The organism is Streptococcus sp. 27098_8_73, from assembly GCF_041432495.1.
In the GTDB taxonomy this organism is placed as follows: Bacteria; Bacillota; Bacilli; order Lactobacillales; family Streptococcaceae; genus Streptococcus.
In genome coordinates, this window is the sequence record NZ_JAPVZT010000009.1 from 15,022 (window position 1) to 33,249 (window position 18,228).

At 41.5% G+C, this 18,228-nt stretch carries 18 protein-coding genes and 1 pseudogene; all 19 read left to right on the forward strand.

Annotated features, from left to right (window positions below):
* The first annotated feature begins 28 nt into the window (after positions 1-28).
* Entirely contained in the window at positions 29-1,291 is a 1,263-nt protein-coding gene (gene glyA / locus O3651_RS07035; protein WP_371610015.1) for a serine hydroxymethyltransferase, read from the forward strand.
* Position 1,292: 1 nt separating this feature from the next.
* Positions 1,293-2,267 (forward strand): nucleoid-associated protein, encoded by a 975-nt coding sequence (locus O3651_RS07040; protein ID WP_371610016.1) that lies wholly within the window; start codon positions 1,293-1,295, stop codon positions 2,265-2,267.
* Positions 2,267-2,869, forward strand: a complete 603-nt coding sequence (locus O3651_RS07045; RefSeq protein WP_371610017.1) for a lysozyme family protein — start codon at positions 2,267-2,269, stop codon at positions 2,867-2,869. The genes O3651_RS07040 and O3651_RS07045 overlap by 1 nt, the downstream gene beginning before the upstream one ends.
* 220 nt (positions 2,870-3,089) lie before the next feature.
* Positions 3,090-3,587 carry a GAF domain-containing protein gene (locus tag O3651_RS07050; RefSeq protein ID WP_371610018.1) on the forward strand — a complete coding sequence of 166 codons (498 nt, stop codon included), beginning with the start codon at positions 3,090-3,092 and terminating at the stop codon, positions 3,585-3,587.
* A complete protein-coding gene (dnaX, locus tag O3651_RS07055; protein WP_371610019.1) occupies positions 3,587-5,251 on the forward strand; it encodes a DNA polymerase III subunit gamma/tau in 1,665 nt (554 codons plus the stop codon). Before O3651_RS07050 ends, dnaX begins: the two co-directional genes overlap by 1 nt.
* A gap of 38 nt (positions 5,252-5,289) precedes the next feature.
* Positions 5,290-5,481 (forward strand): DUF3272 family protein, encoded by a 192-nt coding sequence (locus O3651_RS07060; RefSeq protein ID WP_125379726.1) that lies wholly within the window; start codon positions 5,290-5,292, stop codon positions 5,479-5,481.
* A gap of 210 nt (positions 5,482-5,691) precedes the next feature.
* On the forward strand, positions 5,692-6,975 hold the full coding sequence (aroA, locus tag O3651_RS07065; RefSeq protein ID WP_371610020.1) for a 3-phosphoshikimate 1-carboxyvinyltransferase: 1,284 nt from the start codon (positions 5,692-5,694) through the stop codon (positions 6,973-6,975).
* Complete coding sequence (locus tag O3651_RS07070; RefSeq protein WP_371610021.1) at positions 6,968-7,444, forward strand: shikimate kinase; 477 nt, start codon at positions 6,968-6,970, stop codon at positions 7,442-7,444. Before aroA ends, O3651_RS07070 begins: the two co-directional genes overlap by 8 nt.
* Positions 7,441-8,289: a prephenate dehydratase gene (gene pheA, locus O3651_RS07075; protein ID WP_371610022.1), complete on the forward strand. Its 849-nt coding sequence runs from the start codon at positions 7,441-7,443 to the stop codon at positions 8,287-8,289. The genes O3651_RS07070 and pheA overlap by 4 nt, the downstream gene beginning before the upstream one ends.
* Positions 8,286-9,623, forward strand: coding sequence for an LCP family protein (locus O3651_RS07080; protein WP_371610023.1), 1,338 nt, complete (start codon positions 8,286-8,288; stop codon positions 9,621-9,623). Before pheA ends, O3651_RS07080 begins: the two co-directional genes overlap by 4 nt.
* A 182-nt stretch (positions 9,624-9,805) precedes the next feature.
* A complete protein-coding gene (rlmD, locus tag O3651_RS07085) occupies positions 9,806-11,164 on the forward strand; it encodes a 23S rRNA (uracil(1939)-C(5))-methyltransferase RlmD (RefSeq protein WP_371610024.1) in 1,359 nt (452 codons plus the stop codon).
* Positions 11,165-11,208: 44 nt separating this feature from the next.
* Positions 11,209-12,015, forward strand: a complete 807-nt coding sequence (locus O3651_RS07090; protein WP_371610025.1) for an alpha/beta hydrolase — start codon at positions 11,209-11,211, stop codon at positions 12,013-12,015.
* 11 nt (positions 12,016-12,026) lie between these two features.
* Complete coding sequence (locus O3651_RS07095; protein WP_148880911.1) at positions 12,027-12,155, forward strand: ADP-ribosylglycohydrolase; 129 nt, start codon at positions 12,027-12,029, stop codon at positions 12,153-12,155.
* Between the two features lie 104 nt (positions 12,156-12,259).
* Positions 12,260-12,681 (forward strand): annotated as a pseudogene (locus tag O3651_RS07100) (SAP domain-containing protein); the annotation flags it as partial.
* Positions 12,682-12,777: 96 nt separating this feature from the next.
* Positions 12,778-12,918, forward strand: coding sequence for a group II intron maturase-specific domain-containing protein (locus O3651_RS07105; protein ID WP_371610061.1), 141 nt, complete (start codon positions 12,778-12,780; stop codon positions 12,916-12,918).
* A 543-nt stretch (positions 12,919-13,461) separates the two neighbouring features.
* Positions 13,462-15,273, forward strand: coding sequence for a hypothetical protein (locus O3651_RS07110; RefSeq protein ID WP_247951317.1), 1,812 nt, complete (start codon positions 13,462-13,464; stop codon positions 15,271-15,273).
* Positions 15,270-15,569 carry a hypothetical protein gene (locus O3651_RS07115; protein WP_247951316.1) on the forward strand — a complete coding sequence of 100 codons (300 nt, stop codon included), beginning with the start codon at positions 15,270-15,272 and terminating at the stop codon, positions 15,567-15,569. The genes O3651_RS07110 and O3651_RS07115 overlap by 4 nt, the downstream gene beginning before the upstream one ends.
* Before the next feature lie 3 nt (positions 15,570-15,572).
* Entirely contained in the window at positions 15,573-16,826 is a 1,254-nt protein-coding gene (locus tag O3651_RS07120; RefSeq protein ID WP_371610026.1) for a hypothetical protein, read from the forward strand.
* Positions 16,826-17,926 carry an AAA family ATPase gene (locus tag O3651_RS07125; protein WP_371610027.1) on the forward strand — a complete coding sequence of 367 codons (1,101 nt, stop codon included), beginning with the start codon at positions 16,826-16,828 and terminating at the stop codon, positions 17,924-17,926. The genes O3651_RS07120 and O3651_RS07125 overlap by 1 nt, the downstream gene beginning before the upstream one ends.
* Positions 17,927-18,228: the final 302 nt, after the last annotated feature.

An 18,228-nucleotide genomic window follows, 5' to 3' on the forward strand; every position in this document is an offset into this window, starting at 1 on the left:
CTATTTTCTCAAAAGAAGGAGACACCTTATGATTTTTGACCAAGAAGACTATAAAGCATTTGACAAAGAACTCTGGGATGCCATTGCCAATGAGGAAGAGCGTCAGCAACATAATATCGAGCTGATCGCTTCAGAAAACGTCGTTTCTAAAGCTGTTATGGCCGCTCAAGGTTCTATTTTGACCAATAAATACGCTGAGGGCTACCCAGGTCGCCGTTATTATGGTGGAACAGACGTAGTGGATGTAGTGGAGAGCTTGGCCATTGAGCGCGCCAAGGAAATCTTTGGTGCCAAATTTGCCAATGTACAACCTCACTCAGGCAGTCAGGCCAATTGCGCGGCATATATGGCTTTGATTGAGCCAGGCGACACAGTGATGGGCATGGATTTGTCTGCTGGTGGTCACTTGACCCATGGTGCTCCAGTAAGCTTCTCTGGTCAAACCTACAATTTTGTATCCTATAGCGTTGACCCAGAAACAGAATTACTGGACTTTGATGCCATCCTCAAGCAAGCCAAGGAAGTTCAGCCTAAGTTGATTGTGGCAGGTGCTTCAGCTTACTCTCATATCATTGATTTTTCAAAATTCCGTGAAATCGCTGATGCAGTCGGTGCTAAGCTGATGGTCGATATGGCTCACATCGCTGGCTTGGTCGCTGCAGGTTTCCATCCAAGTCCCGTGCCTTATGCGGACATCACAACAACAACAACTCATAAAACCTTGCGTGGACCTCGCGGTGGCTTGATTTTGACAAATGATGAAGACTTAGCTAAGAAAATTAACTCAGCTATCTTCCCAGGCATTCAAGGTGGACCATTGGAGCATGTCATCGCAGCCAAAGCAGTGGCCTTTAAAGAAGTGCTGGATCCAGCTTTCAAGGTTTATGCTCAGCAGATTTTGGACAATGCCCAAGCTATGGCCCAAGTCTTCCGTCAGCATGACAAGTTCCGTGTAATTTCTGACGGTACTGAAAATCATCTTTTCTTGGTTGATGTCACTAAGGTTGTAGAAAATGGGAAAGTGGCACAAAATCTCTTAGATGAGGTCAATATCACGCTTAATAAAAACTCCATTCCTTACGAAACTTTGTCACCATTTAAGACTAGCGGCATTCGTATTGGTACAGCAGCTATTGCAGCTCGAGGCTTTGGTGTCACAGAAAGTATCAAGGTAGCTGAGCTCATTATCAAGGCTCTGGAAAACGCTGAAAACGAAGCGGTGCTCAATCAAGTTCGGGCGGAAGTTCGTGAATTGACAGACGCTTTTCCGCTCTATGAAGGTTTGAACTAAGATGGACATTTATGTAAAGAAGGCCATCATTCATCAATTCAGCCCAGCCGATACTGAACTACTGCTGGCGGATAAGTTTCTCAACATTACTCCCAAGATTGAGGAATACTTGCGTAAGAAAATCGAGCGAGTCTATTCTGATGAGGCTAAAACAGGCATTTTCGAACCTGATAATGTCTTTTTAGCCCAGCTTTCGGACAACTTATTGGAAACCTCCGTGACGGTGGCCAAGCTTTGGCAGGAAGAGTTTTCGGTCAGTGAGAACCAGAAAACCAATGATCTGATTTTTGTCCAGTTTGACAAAGAAGGGGTGGAGCACTTTGCTTTTCTTCGGATTGCTCTGCGGGAAACCCTAACCCACTTGGGTGGCGAGGCGGACAACCCTATCAAGCTGACACAGAACAATCTGCCTGGCTTTGGTACGGGTGCGGACGAGGCTTTGGTTATCAATCTCCAGTCTAGCAAGTACCATCTGATTGAAAAGCGCATCAAGTACAATGGTGCCTTTCTCAACTATTTTTCGGATAATCTCTTGCAGGTCAGTCCCAAGATTTCGCCAAAAAAATCTATCAAAACTCTGGAAAAAATGGCTCAAAAGATTGCTGAAAGTTTTAATACAGACGATTTTCAGTTCCAGTCCAAGGTCAAATCCAGCATTTTCAAAAATCTGGAAGAAAATGATGAATTATCTCCTGAAAAGCTGGCAGACGAGCTGTTTGACAGCAATCTGACAGCCAGACTTACCTTTATTGACCAGGTCAAGGAAACCGTACCAGAGCCAATCAAGTTTGATGAGATTGACAGCAGTCGCCAGAAAAAGAAGTTTGAAAATCAAAAATTATCCCTCTCTAATGGAATAGAGCTGATCGTTCCCAATAATGTCTATCAGGATGCTGAATCTGTGGAATTTATCCAGAACGACAACGGGACCTACTCTATTCTCATCAAAAATATCGAGGCTATACAAAGTAAATAATGTTTAAATTTATCAGAAGATTGATTTTGCTCATCATTCTGGCTGCCATCGCGATGAAAGGCTACCAAGTCCATCGTGATGTTAAGCAGGTTATGACCTATCAAAGTTTGGTTAGAGAAGTGCTGGACGAGCAGGACACGGCGGCCAATGAAGAGCTAGTCCTAGCCATGATCTACACGGAAACCAAGGGAAGAAATAACGACCTCATGCAGTCTAGTGAGAGTGCAACAGGCGAAATCAATTCGATTACAGACAATAAAGAAAGTGTTCGGCAAGGTATTCAGACTTTATCGGACAATCTAGAGTTGGCCAGCGAGAAAAAGGTAGATGTTTGGACAGCGGTTCAGGCCTACAATTTTGGTCAGGCCTATATCGACTATGTGGCGCAAAATGGCGGCGAGAATACGCTCGAGCTTGCAAAAAAATACTCAAAAGAAGTGGTTGCACCGAGTCTTGGCAATGTGACTGGAAAAACCTATTCATACTATAATCTACTTTCCATTTTTTACGGGCCCGAGCTTTATATCAATGGTGGAAATTACTACTATTCACGGCAGGTGCGACTAAATATGTACCTTATCCGCTTTATGGGATGGCTGTAAAAAGATGAGTTGAGCATGTTTTGTGTTTCTATAGTATCAGGGGCTGGGATGAATAATCTCAGCCTCTTATTTTTTGAGCAGGAAAGATGAAGCTTAGGACTATCCTTTGTGGTGGTCAGAATAAGAAAATGTTTTCCAACTTGAAGCTCGGACTAGAAAAGAAGCTAAAAAAATTTTATTTTTTCTTCTGTAGGACGGGCTTTTTGATATAATAGAGAGTATGAATAAAAGGGAAAAAATTTCAAATTATAAACTGTTACTGGCTCAGCTAGAAGCCTTATTGGAGGGTGAGACCAATGCTTTGGCTAATCTGTCGAATGCTAGCGCCCTGCTCAATCAAGCCCTGCCCAATTCGGTTTTTACTGGTTTCTATCTTTTTGATGGGAAGGAGCTGATTTTGGGGCCCTTTCAAGGGGGCGTTTCTTGTGTCCACATTGCGCTAGGCAAGGGAGTCTGTGGGGAATCTGCTGAGAAAGAGCAGACGATTATCGTAGATGATGTGACCCAGCATGCCAACTATATCTCCTGTGATAGCCGGGCTAAGAGCGAAATTGTGGTACCCATGGTAAAAGACGGCCGCCTTCTTGGTGTGCTGGATTTGGACTCAGCATTGACAGGTGATTATGATAAGCTAGACCAGGAATATCTGGAAAAGTTCGTCCAGATTTTGCTTGAAAAAACGACTTGGAATTTTGAAATGTTTGGAGAAAAAGCCTAATGTATCAAGCTTTATATAGAAAGTACCGCAGTCAGACCTTTGGTCAGCTGGTTGGTCAGCAGGTAGTGGCCACCACTCTGCGGCAGGCTGTGGAGCAAGGGAAAATCAGTCATGCCTATCTCTTTTCTGGTCCTCGTGGAACAGGAAAAACCAGTGTTGCTAAGATTTTTGCCAAGGCAATGAACTGTCCGAATCAAAAGGACGGCGAGCCCTGCAATGACTGCTATATCTGTCAGGCTATCACGGAGGGGAGCCTTGAAGACGTCATCGAAATTGATGCGGCTTCTAATAATGGGGTTGATGAGATTCGTGATATTCGGGACAAGTCTACCTATGCGCCTAGTCTTGCCAAGCACAAGGTCTATATCATCGACGAGGTGCATATGCTCTCGACTGGAGCCTTTAACGCCTTACTCAAGACCTTAGAAGAACCGACCGAAAATGTGGTCTTTATCCTAGCGACGACAGAGCTGCATAAGATTCCGGCGACCATTCTTTCTCGTGTTCAGCGATTTGAGTTTAAGTCTATCAAGACGCAGGACATCATTGGTCATATTGAGTGGATTCTGGAGCAGGAAGGCATTGACTTTGAGCAAGAAGGTGTGCAGATTATTGCCCGTCGAGCTGAGGGCGGTATGCGGGATGCTTTGTCTATCCTTGATCAGGCTCTTAGCTTGACTCAGGAAAATCGTTTGACTACGGACATTGCTGAGGAAATCACTGGCTCGATCAGCTTGGGAGCCTTGGATGCTTATGTAGCAGCCTTGATTGCGCATGATGCAGTTGCGGCATTGGATAATCTCAATCTGATTTTTGACAGTGGAAAAAATATGGCCCGTTTTGTGACGGACCTCCTGCAATACCTGCGTGACCTAATCATTGTCAAAACTGGCGGGGAAAATCATCATGCCAGTGAGCTCTTTCTGGAAAATCTTAAGACACCGCAGGAGACTCTCTTTGCCATGATCGAAATGGCGACCAAGAGTTTGGCAGACATCAAGAACAGCCTGCAGCCTAAGATTTATACAGAAATGATGACTATTCGACTGGCTGAGGAAAAAGCAGGCTTGGACCAGATTCCTGACAACTTGGCAGAAGAACTGTCTAATCTCAAGCAGGAAATCCAAGAGCTCAAGCAGCAATTGGCCAATGTCGGCAGTCAGCCAGTTCCAGCAGCTAAGAAATCAGAGGCACGACCTCAGAAGGCTAAGACCTATCGAGTAGACCGCAATAAGGTCAATGCTATCTTGGAAGAAGCGGTGGAAAATCCTGACTTGGCTCGCAGCAATTTGACTAAGCTGCAAAATGCTTGGGGTGAAATCATCGAGAGTCTGGCAGGAGCTGACAAAGCACTGCTCATTGGTTCGCAGCCAGTCGCAGCCAATGAAAACCATGCTATTTTGGCTTTTGAGTCTCATTTCAACGCTGAGCAGACTATGAAAAGAGAAAATCTCAATACCATGTTTGGAAATCTGCTGAGTAATGCTGCTGGCTTTTCACCAGATATTCTGGCTATTTCCCTAGAGGACTGGACTCAAATTCGAGCAGAATTTTCAGCTAGAAGTCGTAGCAATAAAGCAGAAGTAGCTGAAAAGCAGGAAGAAAGTTTGATACCGGAAGGCTTTGATTTTTTAGCGGAAAAAATCACTGTTCAAGATGATTGAATTTAGATTTTTATGATTTTTCATGCTATAATGTAAGAATGAATAGACGACAATTTATAGTAATGGCGGCTTTTACAGCTTTAGAAACATATTTTTTTAATGAAGCAATCATGTCTGAGAACTATCTGATGGCTATTTTCTGGGCCATTCTGATTGGTCGCAATCTGCAGATTAGCTATGTGATGGGGCGGATTATGGATGAGATTGATAAGCATCTAGGACACAAATAATGGCTAAATCAGAGAATGACTAGAGCAAGAATCTAGCACTCTCGTGGTTTTGATAAGGAATAAAGGGAGGCTGAGAGACGATTGTCGCAGCCTCTTTTATGATGTATAAAAGTAGAAAGAAGGAAGAAGTCGGAATGAATACAAGAATTTTTTAGAAAATTGCTATTTTTATGATAAAATAGAAGTTAGTAGCAATTGAAAGGGGCATCTATGAAGTTAAGAACAAAGGCCAAAGGCCTGAATGGTCGCATCCGTGTACCAGGCGACAAATCAATCAGTCACCGTTCGATTATGTTTGGGAGCTTGGCCAAGGGCCTTACAGTGGTTCACGATATTTTGAGAGGTGAGGATGTCCTTTCTACGATGCAGGTCTTTCGTGATTTAGGCGTCAAGATAGAAGATGATGGAAAGACTGTTAAGATCCACGGTGTTGGGTTTGATGGTCTCAAGGCGCCGCACAATAAATTAGACATGGGAAATTCAGGAACCTCTATCCGCTTGATTTCGGGTGTCTTGGCAGGTCAGGATTTTACAGCAGAGATGTTTGGGGATGATAGTTTGTCCAAGCGTCCGATGGATCGGGTAACCCTGCCTCTTAGTCAAATGGGTGTGGATATTTGGGGTCAGACAGAACGAGATTTACCGCCACTTCACATTCATGGCAGAAAAGATTTAAAACCGATTTATTACAAGCTGCCAGTAGCTTCTGCTCAGGTCAAATCAGCCTTGATTTTTGCAGCTTTACAGGCTCAAGGCGAGTCAGTCATTATTGAAAAGGAAATTACCCGTAACCATACAGAGGATATGATTGTCCAATTTGGTGGTCAAATTGAGGTCAAGGATAAAGAAATCCGTGTGCAGGGTGGTCAGACCTTTACTGGGCAAGAAGTGAGAGTTCCTGGTGATATTTCCAGTGCAGCCTTCTGGCTGGTTGCAGGCTTGATTCTGCCCCATTCTAAAATCGTCCTTGAAAATGTGGGAATCAATGAAACTCGGACAGGGATTCTTGATATTATCAAGGCTATGGGCGGTAAGATGAGCCTTTCTAATATAGATGAGGTGGCCAAATCTGCTATGATTACCGTTGAGACTTCTGAGCTGAAAGGAACGGAGATTGGCGGAGAAATTATTCCGCGCTTGATAGACGAGCTTCCGATTATTGCCCTTTTAGCTACCCAAGCTGAGGGCAGAACGGTGATCCGAGATGCCGAGGAGTTAAAGGTCAAAGAAACCGATCGGATTCAGGTTGTCGCAGATGCTTTAAATAGCATGGGAGCAACCATCACTCCCACAGCAGATGGCATGATTATCGATGGAAAAACGCCTCTTCATGGTGCAACCATCAATACATTCGGCGATCATCGTATTGGAATGATGGCAGCCATTGCGGCCCTGTTAGTTTCGGATGGTCAGGTAGAGCTGGAGCGGGCAGAGGCTATCAATACCAGCTATCCAAGCTTCTTCTCAGACTTGGAGGGCTTGGTGAATGGCTAAGATTTTACTTGGCTTTATGGGAGCGGGAAAATCAACGATTGCGAGAGCATTGACAGCAGATTTTCTGGATATGGACGAGCTGATTGTCCAAAAAATCGGCATGTCCATCCAAGAGTATTTTGCTCAATATGGCGAGCCAGCCTTTCGAAAAATTGAAGCTGAAGTCTTGGCTGAGTGTATCAAGCAGGATGTCGTGCTTTCTACGGGAGGCGGCGTTGTCTTGAATCCCCAAAACCGTGAATTATTGGCTCAAAATCCCCAAAATATTTATCTGAAAGCTGACTTTGAGACCCTCTTTCGTCGGATTGAGGGAGATCAGGAAAATCAGCGCCCCTTGTATCTGACCAAGAGCAAGACAGATTTGCAGGAGATTTTTGAACAACGGCAGGCTCTCTATGAGGCGGTCGCGACACAAACAATTGACGTGGTAGGAAAAACGCCACAAGAAATTATTGAGGAAATCCAATGAAAGTAGCTTTTTTAGGACCCAAGGGATCTTTTTCCCACCATGTTGCCCAAGAAGCCTTTCCCCAAGCAGACTTGGTGCCTTATCAAAACATCACAGAAGTGATGAAGGCTTATGAAGGGAAAGAGGTGGATTATTCAGTTGTTCCCGTGGAAAATTCGATTGAAGGAAGTGTCCATGAGACCTTGGATTATCTTTTCCATCAAGCTGAGATTCAAGCGGTAGCAGAGATTGTTCAGCCCATTAAGCAGCAGTTGTTGGCGACCAGTTTGGACAAGCCTATTGAGAAAGTCTTTTCCCATCCTCAGGCGCTTGCTCAGGGGAAGGGCTATATTCGCCAGCATTATCCAGAAGCAGCAATAGAAATTACAGCTAGTACAGCTTATGCGGCTCGCTTTGTGGCAGAGCATCCTGACCAACCTTTCGCCGCTATTGCGCCGCGGACTGCGGCAGATGAGTATGGTTTGCAAGTGGTGGCTCAGGATATTCAGGAAATGGAGGAAAATTTCACTCGTTTCTGGATTTTGGGACAAACCACTCCTGCTCTTAAGCTTGTAAAGCAAGAGGAAAAGCAAAGTTTGGCTCTGACCTTACCGGATAATCTGCCCGGTGCATTGTATAAGGCTCTATCAACTTTTGCTTGGCGGGGTATTGACCTGACAAAGATTGAAAGCCGCCCTCTTAAAACAGCACTAGGGGAATATTTCTTTATTATTGATATTGATAATGAACGGAAAGAATTAGTGGATTTTGCTTACCAAGAGCTTGCTACACTTGGTATCACCTTTAAAATTCTAGGCAGTTATCCCGTTTTTCAAATTCAGGATTATAGATTGGAGCAGAGATGAGAGAAACAGAAAATCTGAGTCGACACGAGCAGTTAAGGCTGGATTATCTCCATACAAACTATTACTATCTTAACGAACATGAAAAAGAGGAGTATCAATACCTCCGTCAAAAGTCGAAAGGACGGCCAGATGCTGCGCAAAAGGCGTCTACCAAGCAGACCGTGCAGTCTTTATCAGAGGATCCGAAGACGGATTCATCCGGTTTGCTACCTAAATACCCAGGCAAGGGTTCTCTCAGCAGAAGCCAAAAGAATTCCCGCACTTCTTTAAAGCAAGAAACGAAAAAATCAACTCAGAAAACTCCGAGAACCTACAAAAAAATTCGTCCTAAGCGCGTGCTGATGTGGCTCCTGATTTTTGTGCTTTTGGTTGTTTCTGGCATGCTCTTTATGTTTTTCAAAGGCTTAAATACAGCGAGACCAGGAAATCTTAAAGCGGCTGATGTTGAGTACTTTGATGGGCATGATGCTCGAGATGGGATCAATATTCTTGTTTTAGGGACGGATGGCCGAATTGGAGAAAATTCAACGGAGACTCGGACCGATTCAATTATGGTCTTGAACGTTGGCAATAAAGACCATAAGATGAAGTTAGTCAGCTTTATGCGTGATACCTTGATTCATATTGATGGTGTCAGCAATTCCTACACGGAGCCGACGGATGATGATTATTATGATCAAAAATTGAACTCCGCCTATACTTTTGGTGAACAAGACAATCATCGTGGAGCTGAGGCAGTGCGCCAAGCATTGAAAGATAACTTCGATATTGACATTAAATACTATGCTCTAGTGGACTTTAACACCTTTGCGACTGCAATTGACACCCTCTTTCCAAATGGTGTATTTATGGATGCTAAATTTTCGACTATTGATGGGGAAAAAGTCACAGAAGTGGAAGTTCCAGATGATTTGAACATGAAGGATGGAGTGGTTCCTACTCAAACCATCAAGGTTGGTCGTCAGCACATGGATGGTCGAACGCTCTTAAACTATGCCCGCTTCCGTAAGGACGATGAGGGTGACTTTGGACGGACACGCCGCCAGCAAGAAGTATTGACTGCTATCATGCAGCAGATAAAAGACCCTACGAAGCTTTTTACAGGATCTGAGGCATTAGGAAAAGTCTTTGCCTTGACCTCAACCAATGTACCTCAGAGTTTTATTTGGTCACAAGGCTTATCCTTAGTGCTTGATTCACGCAATGGGATAGAGCGCCTCACTATACCAGAACTAGGCGACTGGACGGATACCTATGATATGTATGGTGGACAAGGACTCTTGATTGATTTTGAAGCCTATAGAGAAAGATTGAAACAAATGGGATTAAGATAAGGCTCTTATGATATAATGGGAAGTGACAGATTTTGTCTCTTCCCTTTCTTTTTGGAAAATAGCAGAGCAGAAATGTGAACATATTTTCCAATAGGAAGAAAGAAATAAACAGTAGAAAATCCTGTGATTCCCTGCTTTAGTATAATTGTAGTTGAGTGCAGGATTGATTAGAAAGTAAAGAAATGTTAAAAAAGAACGATATTATTGAAGTAGAAATTGTAGATCTCAGTCATGAGGGAGCGGGTGTAGCCAAGGTAGACGGCCGCGTCTTTTTCATTGAAAATGCCCTGCCGAGTGAAGTGATTCGCATGCGGGTCCTCAAGGTCAATAAAAAAATCGGCTTTGGCCGTGTTGAGGAATTTGTGAAGAAGTCTGACCAGCGCAATGAGCATGTCGATTTGGCCTATCTGCGGACTGGAATTGCTGATTTAGGACACTTGGCTTACCCAGCCCAGCTAGCTTTTAAAGGCAAGCAAGTGCAGGACTGTCTCTATAAAATTGCTGGCATTTCAGACGTGGAAGTGCTGGAGACACTGGGCATGGATCATCCACTGGCCTACCGTAATAAAGCTCAGGTGCCAGTCCGTCGTGTCAATGGCCAGCTGGAAACGGGCTTTTTCCGGAAAAATTCCCATGATCTCCTGCCGATTGAGGATTTTTACATTCAGGATCCAGTTATCGACCAAGTCATCGTTTTTGTACGCGACTTGCTGCGCCGATTTGACCTCAAGCCTTACGATGAGAAGGAGGGCACTGGCCTGATTCGGAACCTCGTTGTTCGCCGTGGCCATTATTCGGGTGAAATTATGGTGATTTTGGTGACCAGCCGGCCTAAGATTTTTCGAGTGGAGCAGTTAATTGAGCGCTTGACAGAAGCTTTCCCAGCAATTAAGTCTATCATGCAAAATATCAACGACCAGCCGGGCAATGCTATTTTCGGTCGGGAATTTCGGACACTCTACGGCCAAGACTTCATTACTGACAGCATGCTAGGCAAGCAGTTCCAGATTGCTGCGCCAGCCTTTTACCAAGTCAATACTGAGATGGCAGAAAAGCTGTATCAGACGGCCTTTGACTTTGCTGATTTTAAAAAAGAGGATATTGTGCTGGATGCCTACTCGGGCATTGGCACCATTGGCCTGTCGCTGGCTGACCGAGTCCAGCAGGTCTATGGAGTCGAGGTCATTCCTGAGGCCGTGGAAAATAGTCAGCGAAACGCAGAGCTCAACGGTATCACCAATGCCAGCTATGTTTGCGCCCCTGCAGAAAAAGCCATCCAAACTTGGCTGGATCAGGGAATCAAGGCAGATGTCATCCTAGTCGATCCGCCGCGCAAGGGCTTGACAGAAAGCTTTATCACTTCCAGTGTCAGCATGGAGCCCCAGCGGATCGTCTACATTTCCTGCAATCCTGCTACCATGTCGCGTGATATCAAACTCTATCAAGAGCTAGGCTACGAACTGAAGAAAGTCCAGCCAGTTGACTTATTTCCGCAGACGCATCATGTTGAGGCGGTATCACTGCTTGTACGAGCTGATTAAACAAGGGTGTAGCTGGTGAAAGTTCAACAGTAAGGAGTTTAAACATGAAATTCCATGAATTTGGTGATAAGAATTTGCCTCCTATTTTACTGATACATGGTGGTGGCAGTTCTTGGTGGAATTATCTTCGTCAAGCACGAATCTTGTCAAAAGAATACCGTATTATTCTACCCACTTTGAATGGCCACGGCGAGGAATATCAACTTGATTATGTTTCTACTGAAGATTCTGCTTTGGAGATTCTAGACTATATCAAAGCAAACTGTGGTGGGAAATTGTTTGCAATCGGTGGTGTTTCACTTGGTGGTCAAATTGCCATGGAGCTTTTGTCTTTAGACAGTGAAATTGCTGAGAAGGCCATCATAGATGGAAGCCTCTGTATTCCTCAACCAAGATTAGCTAAAATCAGTATCTTTCTAGTGTCTCTATTTGGTAAACTGATGTTCAATAAATTCTCTTGCAAACTTCAGTTAAGCATGATGAACAAACTCTATCCTAAACTGGCTTTTCCAGAGGAAATAAAAGCTTATTATTTGGAGGATTTGCCAAGGACCCCTGTCAAAACATTGGTGACCATTTACAAAAACTATATGGGATGTTACAAGCTGAAAGATATGATTTCTGCTAGCAAGGCTCAGGTTCTGTATATCTATGGTGAAAAAGAATTGAACGGTGTGAAAGAATCAGCGAAATTATTTCATCAGCTACATTCAAATACAATTTTGTATGAAGCAAAGGGCTATAACCACGGCTATTTATCAGCTTACCTGCCTTATGAGTGGATTGATTTGGTGGTGCCATTTTTAAAGAGTGACTCATTAGAAATGTGTAACGAATCTGATATGCCATAAGGAGGAAACGTATGCTAGGAGCAATAGTTGGAGACATTGTAGGTTCAGTATACGAATGGAACAATATCAAAACGAAGGATTTTCCTTTATTTCGGAAAGACTGCTTTTTTACAGATGATACGGTAATTTCGAACCGCTGAGTGTGTGAGTTTGTTGGTGAAACGTAGTTAATCCTCAAAATAAAGAAACTAAAACTCCATTATTTTGAGATGTAAAAGTAAATTGGTTTTGAGGAGGTAAAATATTGATAGAGATTAGACCTGAGTTTGATAAAATCGCATCCTTTGATGAGTTTAATAAATACTATTGGTATCGTGATGAACTTTCGCAGATATGCAAGTCATTAGGGCTTGAAAATAGAGGTACAAAACAAGAACTCAATGATATTATTGAGCAGTACTTTAAGGGGAATTTGATTAAAAATCATCAATAAAAAGCAAGAAGAAACAAGTAGAAGTCGTTACCTTAGACACGCCCTTACTTGAATGCGGATTCTCCTTTAACGCACACTTTAGAGAATATTTCTCAACTTTAACAGATGTTTCGCCCTTTAAATTTACTGCCGATATGGCGACTGCTTGGAGAAAAGTAAAAAGAGAAAATGATTTGAGTTTTACAATCCAAGATATGCTAAAAGTTTATTATGGAAATCAGGACTCTGTAAAGAGATTCAAAAGCAGACTAAAAGAGCTGACCTGCAGGAAAATGCCCAAAACAGTCACTGGTAAGATTGCCAAAATTAACTAGGCGACTAGAGGATGGATTAACTATTATGCACTTGGCTCGATGAAAACAGCAATGGCAGAAACTGATGCTCACTTGCGGACACGACTACGAATCATCATATGGAAGCAGTGGAAAGTCCCGAAGAAGGGTAATGGGGTCTGCAGAAACTCGGTATAGGAAAAGATTTGGCGAGATTGACATCGTATTGTGGGAAGCGCTACCACTTGGTTGCCGTGAAAACGTGTGTCAGCAGAACCATTTCAAAGCCAATACTAGCAAAAGCAGGTCTCGTCAGCTGTCTTGATTACTACAAGGAGCGTCACTCGCTAAAGTTGCTTTGAACCGCTGTATGCCGAACGGCACGTACGGTGGTGTGAGAGGGGAGAGAAAATCTCCCCTACTCGATTTGTAGATTGATTTTATTCGTAGTTTGGAATATACTGTAATGTATGAAAGTATAGACTGTAAAGTTATTTTACGGAGAGACTGAAATGGAATACTTATCAATACAGCAGACATCAGAAAAATGGGTATTACGGTTAGGAGAATACAACTACTTTGTGTTGAAGGTCGTATCCCTGGAGCCACTAAGATTGGATCATACGGGGCTATCCCTGCGGATGCTGAAAAGTCAGATGATCAGAGGATTAAGAGTGGAAAGTATGTAAAAAATAAGATGTCAGAAATGTAATATCACATACTGAAGGAGGCGAGTTTCACATGGCCAATAAAAATGCAGAGGCGGGCACATCGTTAACAGAAGCAGAGGAACTGGATTCGTTTGACTTGGATGATCTAGAGGCTGCTTTGCAAAGAGGAGTAGATGAACAACTCGATGAACTTAAATTTATGGAAGAGGAGAAGAAACAGATAGGTAGTCCAGATAATTTGGGTAAAGTTATACAGGGAGTTATTTGGGACCAGTTTATTAATCAAGTGGCAGTAACTGCAGGAGAGGACTTTATTAAGGAAAATAGAGGACTTACTCTTGATTTACGTAGCAAGGCGCATATCATAGATCCGGATAGATTTGAGAAGGGAGAACTGCCGGAGCATAATTTTGAAAATATAGAAAAATATAAAAAACGTTTTGATGAGACGAGAGCTGACTTTCAAACTGATCCAAATATGGAAGTTAAAATGTCTAGTAATATGAGGTATGACGAGAATACCAAAACATATGAGCGGTATGACAAAAAATCCGGTAAATGGGTCGGAAAAACGAGATATAACGAGGAAACAAAGATCTGGGAGGATTATAACCTTAGAAACGGTAAGTGGCAAAAGAAGCTTGCAAAAGATGCACGAAAGAATTTTGACACCAGAACAAAAAATGAAAAAGGTACCAAAACAGTAAATAAAGATCATGTAATATCAGCAGCTGAGCAAATGAGGGACAATGAAGCAGCGGCTTATATGGACAGGGATGAACGACAAAAGTTTGCCAAGAATGATGTAAATATTCAGGATTTAGACAGCGCAGCAAATCAATCTAAAAGCGATTTATCAACAGAAGAGTGGTTGAACGAACCTAGAGAAGATGGACAAAAACAAGCAGATTATTTTGGTTTGGACGAAGATGAACTAAGAGAAAATGATAAAAATGCACGAAAAGCATATGATGAAGAAAAAGGAAAAGCTAAAGAGAGAGTAATAAATGAGGGGAGAAAATCTCAGAAGGCTGAAGCTTTCCGCATAGGTGGAAAGGCATTACGTGCAGCTGTTATGACATTGCTGGCAGATTTGATGAAATCAATTATTGCAAAACTTGTGAGTTGGTTTAGATCTGCGGAAAGAACTCTTAAATCATTGGGAAACAGTATCAAAGACGCCATACATTCGTTTATTGTGAATTTAAAGGAGCGAGTACTTAATGTAGCAAACGTTGTGGTTAGTACTATTGTTACCGCAATTGTCGGACCAGTATTTGCAACTATTAAGAAGGCTTGGATAATAATCAAACAGGGTGGGAAGTCCTTAAAAAATGCGATTGATTATTTACGTAACCCAGTAAATAAAGGAAAACCTATTGGTAGATTACTGATGGAGACTGGAAAAATCATCATTGCTGGATTATCCGGTGTGGGTGCCATTGTTCTCGGTGATGTAATAGAAAAAGCTCTTCTGGTTATTCCTGGGTTTGGCATCGAAATACCGCTTATTGGTAGCTTGGCTAACATTTTAGGCATTTTCTTATCTGCTGTAATATCTGGAATTATAGGCGCAATTTCTATAAATGCAATTGAAAAAAAGATAGAAGAAGATTTAAAAAGAGAAAATGGTGCTCAACACTTTGAAAAGGCAAATGATGTTATTGTAAAGCAACATGAGCTGCTTGAAGTAAGTAAAGAAAAACTCAGAAGAACAGTTAAAGAAAATACGGAAATTATAAAGCAGAGGCATTATGAAGCTGGGGAGATTGTAAGTACCTCGGTGGAAAATATCCTAAGCAATAGTACTGTAGATGAAGAAACGAACGAAAAATTAGATAAGGTTGACGATCTTTTAAATGAATTGGAGGAAGATTTATGAGAAAAACATGGATTGTAATCGGCATTGCTGCTGTGGCATCAGTTATATCAGCAATAGTATGTATTAATAAAAGAAAAAATATAGAAAACCAAGATATTAGTAATTGTGAAAAATCAGAGACTCATAATAATTCGATAAATAGCTCTGAAGAAATCAAAGCTAGACACGAGGATGCAGCTGAAATTATACGAGAAGCAACTGAAAATATTATTGCAAACGTACAATATGACCAAGATGATCAAGAAAGAATGGAACAGGTTTCAAAAGAACTAGATGACCTGTTAAGCGAGGATTAAATTATGAGCAGTAGTACAAGGCAAGAAAGTGAAGGAAACAGTACTCTTGATACAATAAAAACCCATGAATTTGAGAGTGATAAAAAAGCTTTACAGATTTTCTCTGAACAAGCGACGCAAGATTATAAGCTTCCAATGGTAGACGAGAAAAAAGGATTCTTTGGTGGTGTTGGTGACTTTTTCCTTGGTAAAGGAATTGATACAGAACATAGAGTGACAGGAGAAGAGCTTAATACTCTTGCAAGTCATGTACAAGATAATCTGATCGATATTAATAAGATGCACAAAGCTTTTATATCACAGATAGGTCACGTATATAAAGCATTGGAAGCTCTTGATAAAGATTATATATCTGCAATATTGATTTCGATCAAGGCTACGGAGAAAAATAGTGAAGCTACTGCGGATGCGCAGAAAAAGATAAGCAAGATCGTTGATGATCAAGTAAAGACACTTGAAGTATTAAAAAGCTTCAAGAAGAAAATGGAAGGTTATGCACATCTACAGGATGTGGATCAGATGTGGGATGAATGGGGAGAAAAAATATGTAGCTTATCCGATTCGCTAAACCATGTGTCGAAAGAAAACAAAGAAGCAAGGGCAAAGATATATGAGGAAATCAAATCACTTTCAGGGAAAATTGATAAAGTCAAAGAATCATATATTAGCGAGAAAGCTCGTTTGGATGAAGTAGCCACTGCAGTAAACGATTTGACAGAAAAGCTTACTAATTATGAAAATCAGCTAGAAGGTATTGTTGAAAAGCAAAGCTCTGTGGTTGCTGAGATTGATGTACAGAATTTCAGAATCAATAAGGAAATTGAAAATAGAAAAACACTCAGTAATACCGTTAATACTTTATCATTAAATTATAATTCTATTGAAGAAAGGTATAATGCATTACAGCTTGAAGTATCGAAACTGGATGAGTTACATCATCTTTTTGATATAGATGAAATGTACAATAAAGTGTATGAATTATTTAGTCATGAGCATGTGATGGATATAGATGTAATTTGGAATGATCTATCGTCAGTGACTGTAAGATTGGACAAGATACAAAATGGTATTAAAGCAAATAGCAACTCTATTGAGGAATTACTACAAAAGAATCAGGAATTAACAAAGCAGTTATCGAAAAGCGAAGATGAAATAGCTTTATTAAAGAAAAGAGTTCAATATTCATATATTGGTGTGGGTGTATCTTTGGTATTGATATTATGTGAACTCGCTGCTGTTCTGTTTGGGATAATATGATGGGAAATAAATATGAAAAAACATTAATTAACAATGCCTCAAAACTTGATGCACTAACGGACAGCTGTGGTGAGATTACGCAGCTCGTAAGTAAAGTGTGTGAGCAAAGAGATAAAAAGTGCACCATTCAATTATTGGAGAAGTTTTCGGAAACTATCAATGAGCCAGAATGCAGACCAGAACAACATAAGTTGGTTGATGTGGTTCACAGAAATTTAATTGAATTTTACGGATACACAACTTTGCATGATATCTGTAAAAAGGACGACGAATCATATGATGATACTAGAACATTGGATGAGTTGCTACGAGATTTAAATGTTTTAGTTGGACTTGAATCTGTTAAAGAGCAGGTACAGAATCTTATTTCATATCAGAGAGTGCAGAAAATACGTAGAGAATACGGACTTTACTCAGAAAAAAGTACGATGCATATTGCGTTCATGGGAAATCCAGGAACAGGTAAAACTACCGTAGCTCGTATAGTAGGCAGAATATATAAGCAGCTCGGCCTTCTATCAAAGGGGCATTTTGTTGAAGTTTCAAGAACTGATCTAATTGCCGGATATCAAGGTCAGACGGCATTAAAGGTTAAAGAGGTTATTGATCGCTCTTTGGGTGGCGTTTTGTTTATAGATGAGGCATATAGCATCACTGAAAATGATCATAGCGATTCTTATGGCAGAGAATGCCTGACGGAGTTGACGAAAGCGTTAGAGGACCATAGAGATGACTTGGTTGTGATTGTAGCTGGTTATACTGAACCAATGGAGAAGTTTTTTGAGTCGAATCCTGGATTACGATCACGGTTTAATACTTTTATTCAATTTCCGGATTATGGTATTGATGAGTTAATTAAGATACTTGAGTACGAATGCGAAAAGAACGCATATGTCATAGAAGAAGAAATAAAAGAAAAAGTTCTTAATTACCTGACCCACGAATTGGAACGCAAAGACGAGTATTTTGGAAATGCAAGACTGATTCGAAATATCTTTGATGGTATGATTATGAATCATGCAAAGCGCGTGGTGAATATTGAGAATCCCTCAAGGGAAGATTTGACGCAAATACTTCCGGACGACTTTAAGATAGACTAGGGTTCACCTTTTAACGATAACTTTTTGAACTATCGTTAAATTGTATCGTGGATAAGTTTCCGTAAACGACCGACTTGATATGACGTACTTCCTGTCATGTCGAGCCATGTGGAGGCAGTATCACTGCTTGTACGGGCTCATTCATCGACGAAGTAGAAGCAGATGTTCCGCCCATGCGATAGCTGTCGTAGAGTGGGGATAATCTCCACGACGGACTAAAATCATGTGTTCCAGTGGTGAGATGCGAGGAGCAGTTAAATTTGGACGATCGTGGGCTATTCACGAATATATTAATAGATTAA

What these genes read in the sequence shown, in the direction of transcription:
- glyA (WP_371610015.1), top strand. Translation starts at nt 29, where the DNA reads ATGATTTTTGACCAAGAAGACTATAAAGCATTTGACAAAGAACTCTGG.
- O3651_RS07040 (WP_371610016.1), top strand. Translation starts at nt 1,293, where the DNA reads ATGGACATTTATGTAAAGAAGGCCATCATTCATCAATTCAGCCCAGCC.
- O3651_RS07045 (WP_371610017.1), top strand. Translation starts at nt 2,267, where the DNA reads ATGTTTAAATTTATCAGAAGATTGATTTTGCTCATCATTCTGGCTGCC.
- O3651_RS07050 (WP_371610018.1), top strand. Translation starts at nt 3,090, where the DNA reads ATGAATAAAAGGGAAAAAATTTCAAATTATAAACTGTTACTGGCTCAG.
- dnaX (WP_371610019.1), top strand. Translation starts at nt 3,587, where the DNA reads ATGTATCAAGCTTTATATAGAAAGTACCGCAGTCAGACCTTTGGTCAG.
- O3651_RS07060 (WP_125379726.1), top strand. Translation starts at nt 5,290, where the DNA reads ATGAATAGACGACAATTTATAGTAATGGCGGCTTTTACAGCTTTAGAA.
- aroA (WP_371610020.1), top strand. Translation starts at nt 5,692, where the DNA reads ATGAAGTTAAGAACAAAGGCCAAAGGCCTGAATGGTCGCATCCGTGTA.
- O3651_RS07070 (WP_371610021.1), top strand. Translation starts at nt 6,968, where the DNA reads ATGGCTAAGATTTTACTTGGCTTTATGGGAGCGGGAAAATCAACGATT.
- pheA (WP_371610022.1), top strand. Translation starts at nt 7,441, where the DNA reads ATGAAAGTAGCTTTTTTAGGACCCAAGGGATCTTTTTCCCACCATGTT.
- O3651_RS07080 (WP_371610023.1), top strand. Translation starts at nt 8,286, where the DNA reads ATGAGAGAAACAGAAAATCTGAGTCGACACGAGCAGTTAAGGCTGGAT.
- rlmD (WP_371610024.1), top strand. Translation starts at nt 9,806, where the DNA reads ATGTTAAAAAAGAACGATATTATTGAAGTAGAAATTGTAGATCTCAGT.
- O3651_RS07090 (WP_371610025.1), top strand. Translation starts at nt 11,209, where the DNA reads ATGAAATTCCATGAATTTGGTGATAAGAATTTGCCTCCTATTTTACTG.
- O3651_RS07095 (WP_148880911.1), top strand. Translation starts at nt 12,027, where the DNA reads ATGCTAGGAGCAATAGTTGGAGACATTGTAGGTTCAGTATACGAATGG.
- O3651_RS07110 (WP_247951317.1), top strand. Translation starts at nt 13,462, where the DNA reads ATGGCCAATAAAAATGCAGAGGCGGGCACATCGTTAACAGAAGCAGAG.
- O3651_RS07115 (WP_247951316.1), top strand. Translation starts at nt 15,270, where the DNA reads ATGAGAAAAACATGGATTGTAATCGGCATTGCTGCTGTGGCATCAGTT.
- O3651_RS07120 (WP_371610026.1), top strand. Translation starts at nt 15,573, where the DNA reads ATGAGCAGTAGTACAAGGCAAGAAAGTGAAGGAAACAGTACTCTTGAT.
- O3651_RS07125 (WP_371610027.1), top strand. Translation starts at nt 16,826, where the DNA reads ATGGGAAATAAATATGAAAAAACATTAATTAACAATGCCTCAAAACTT.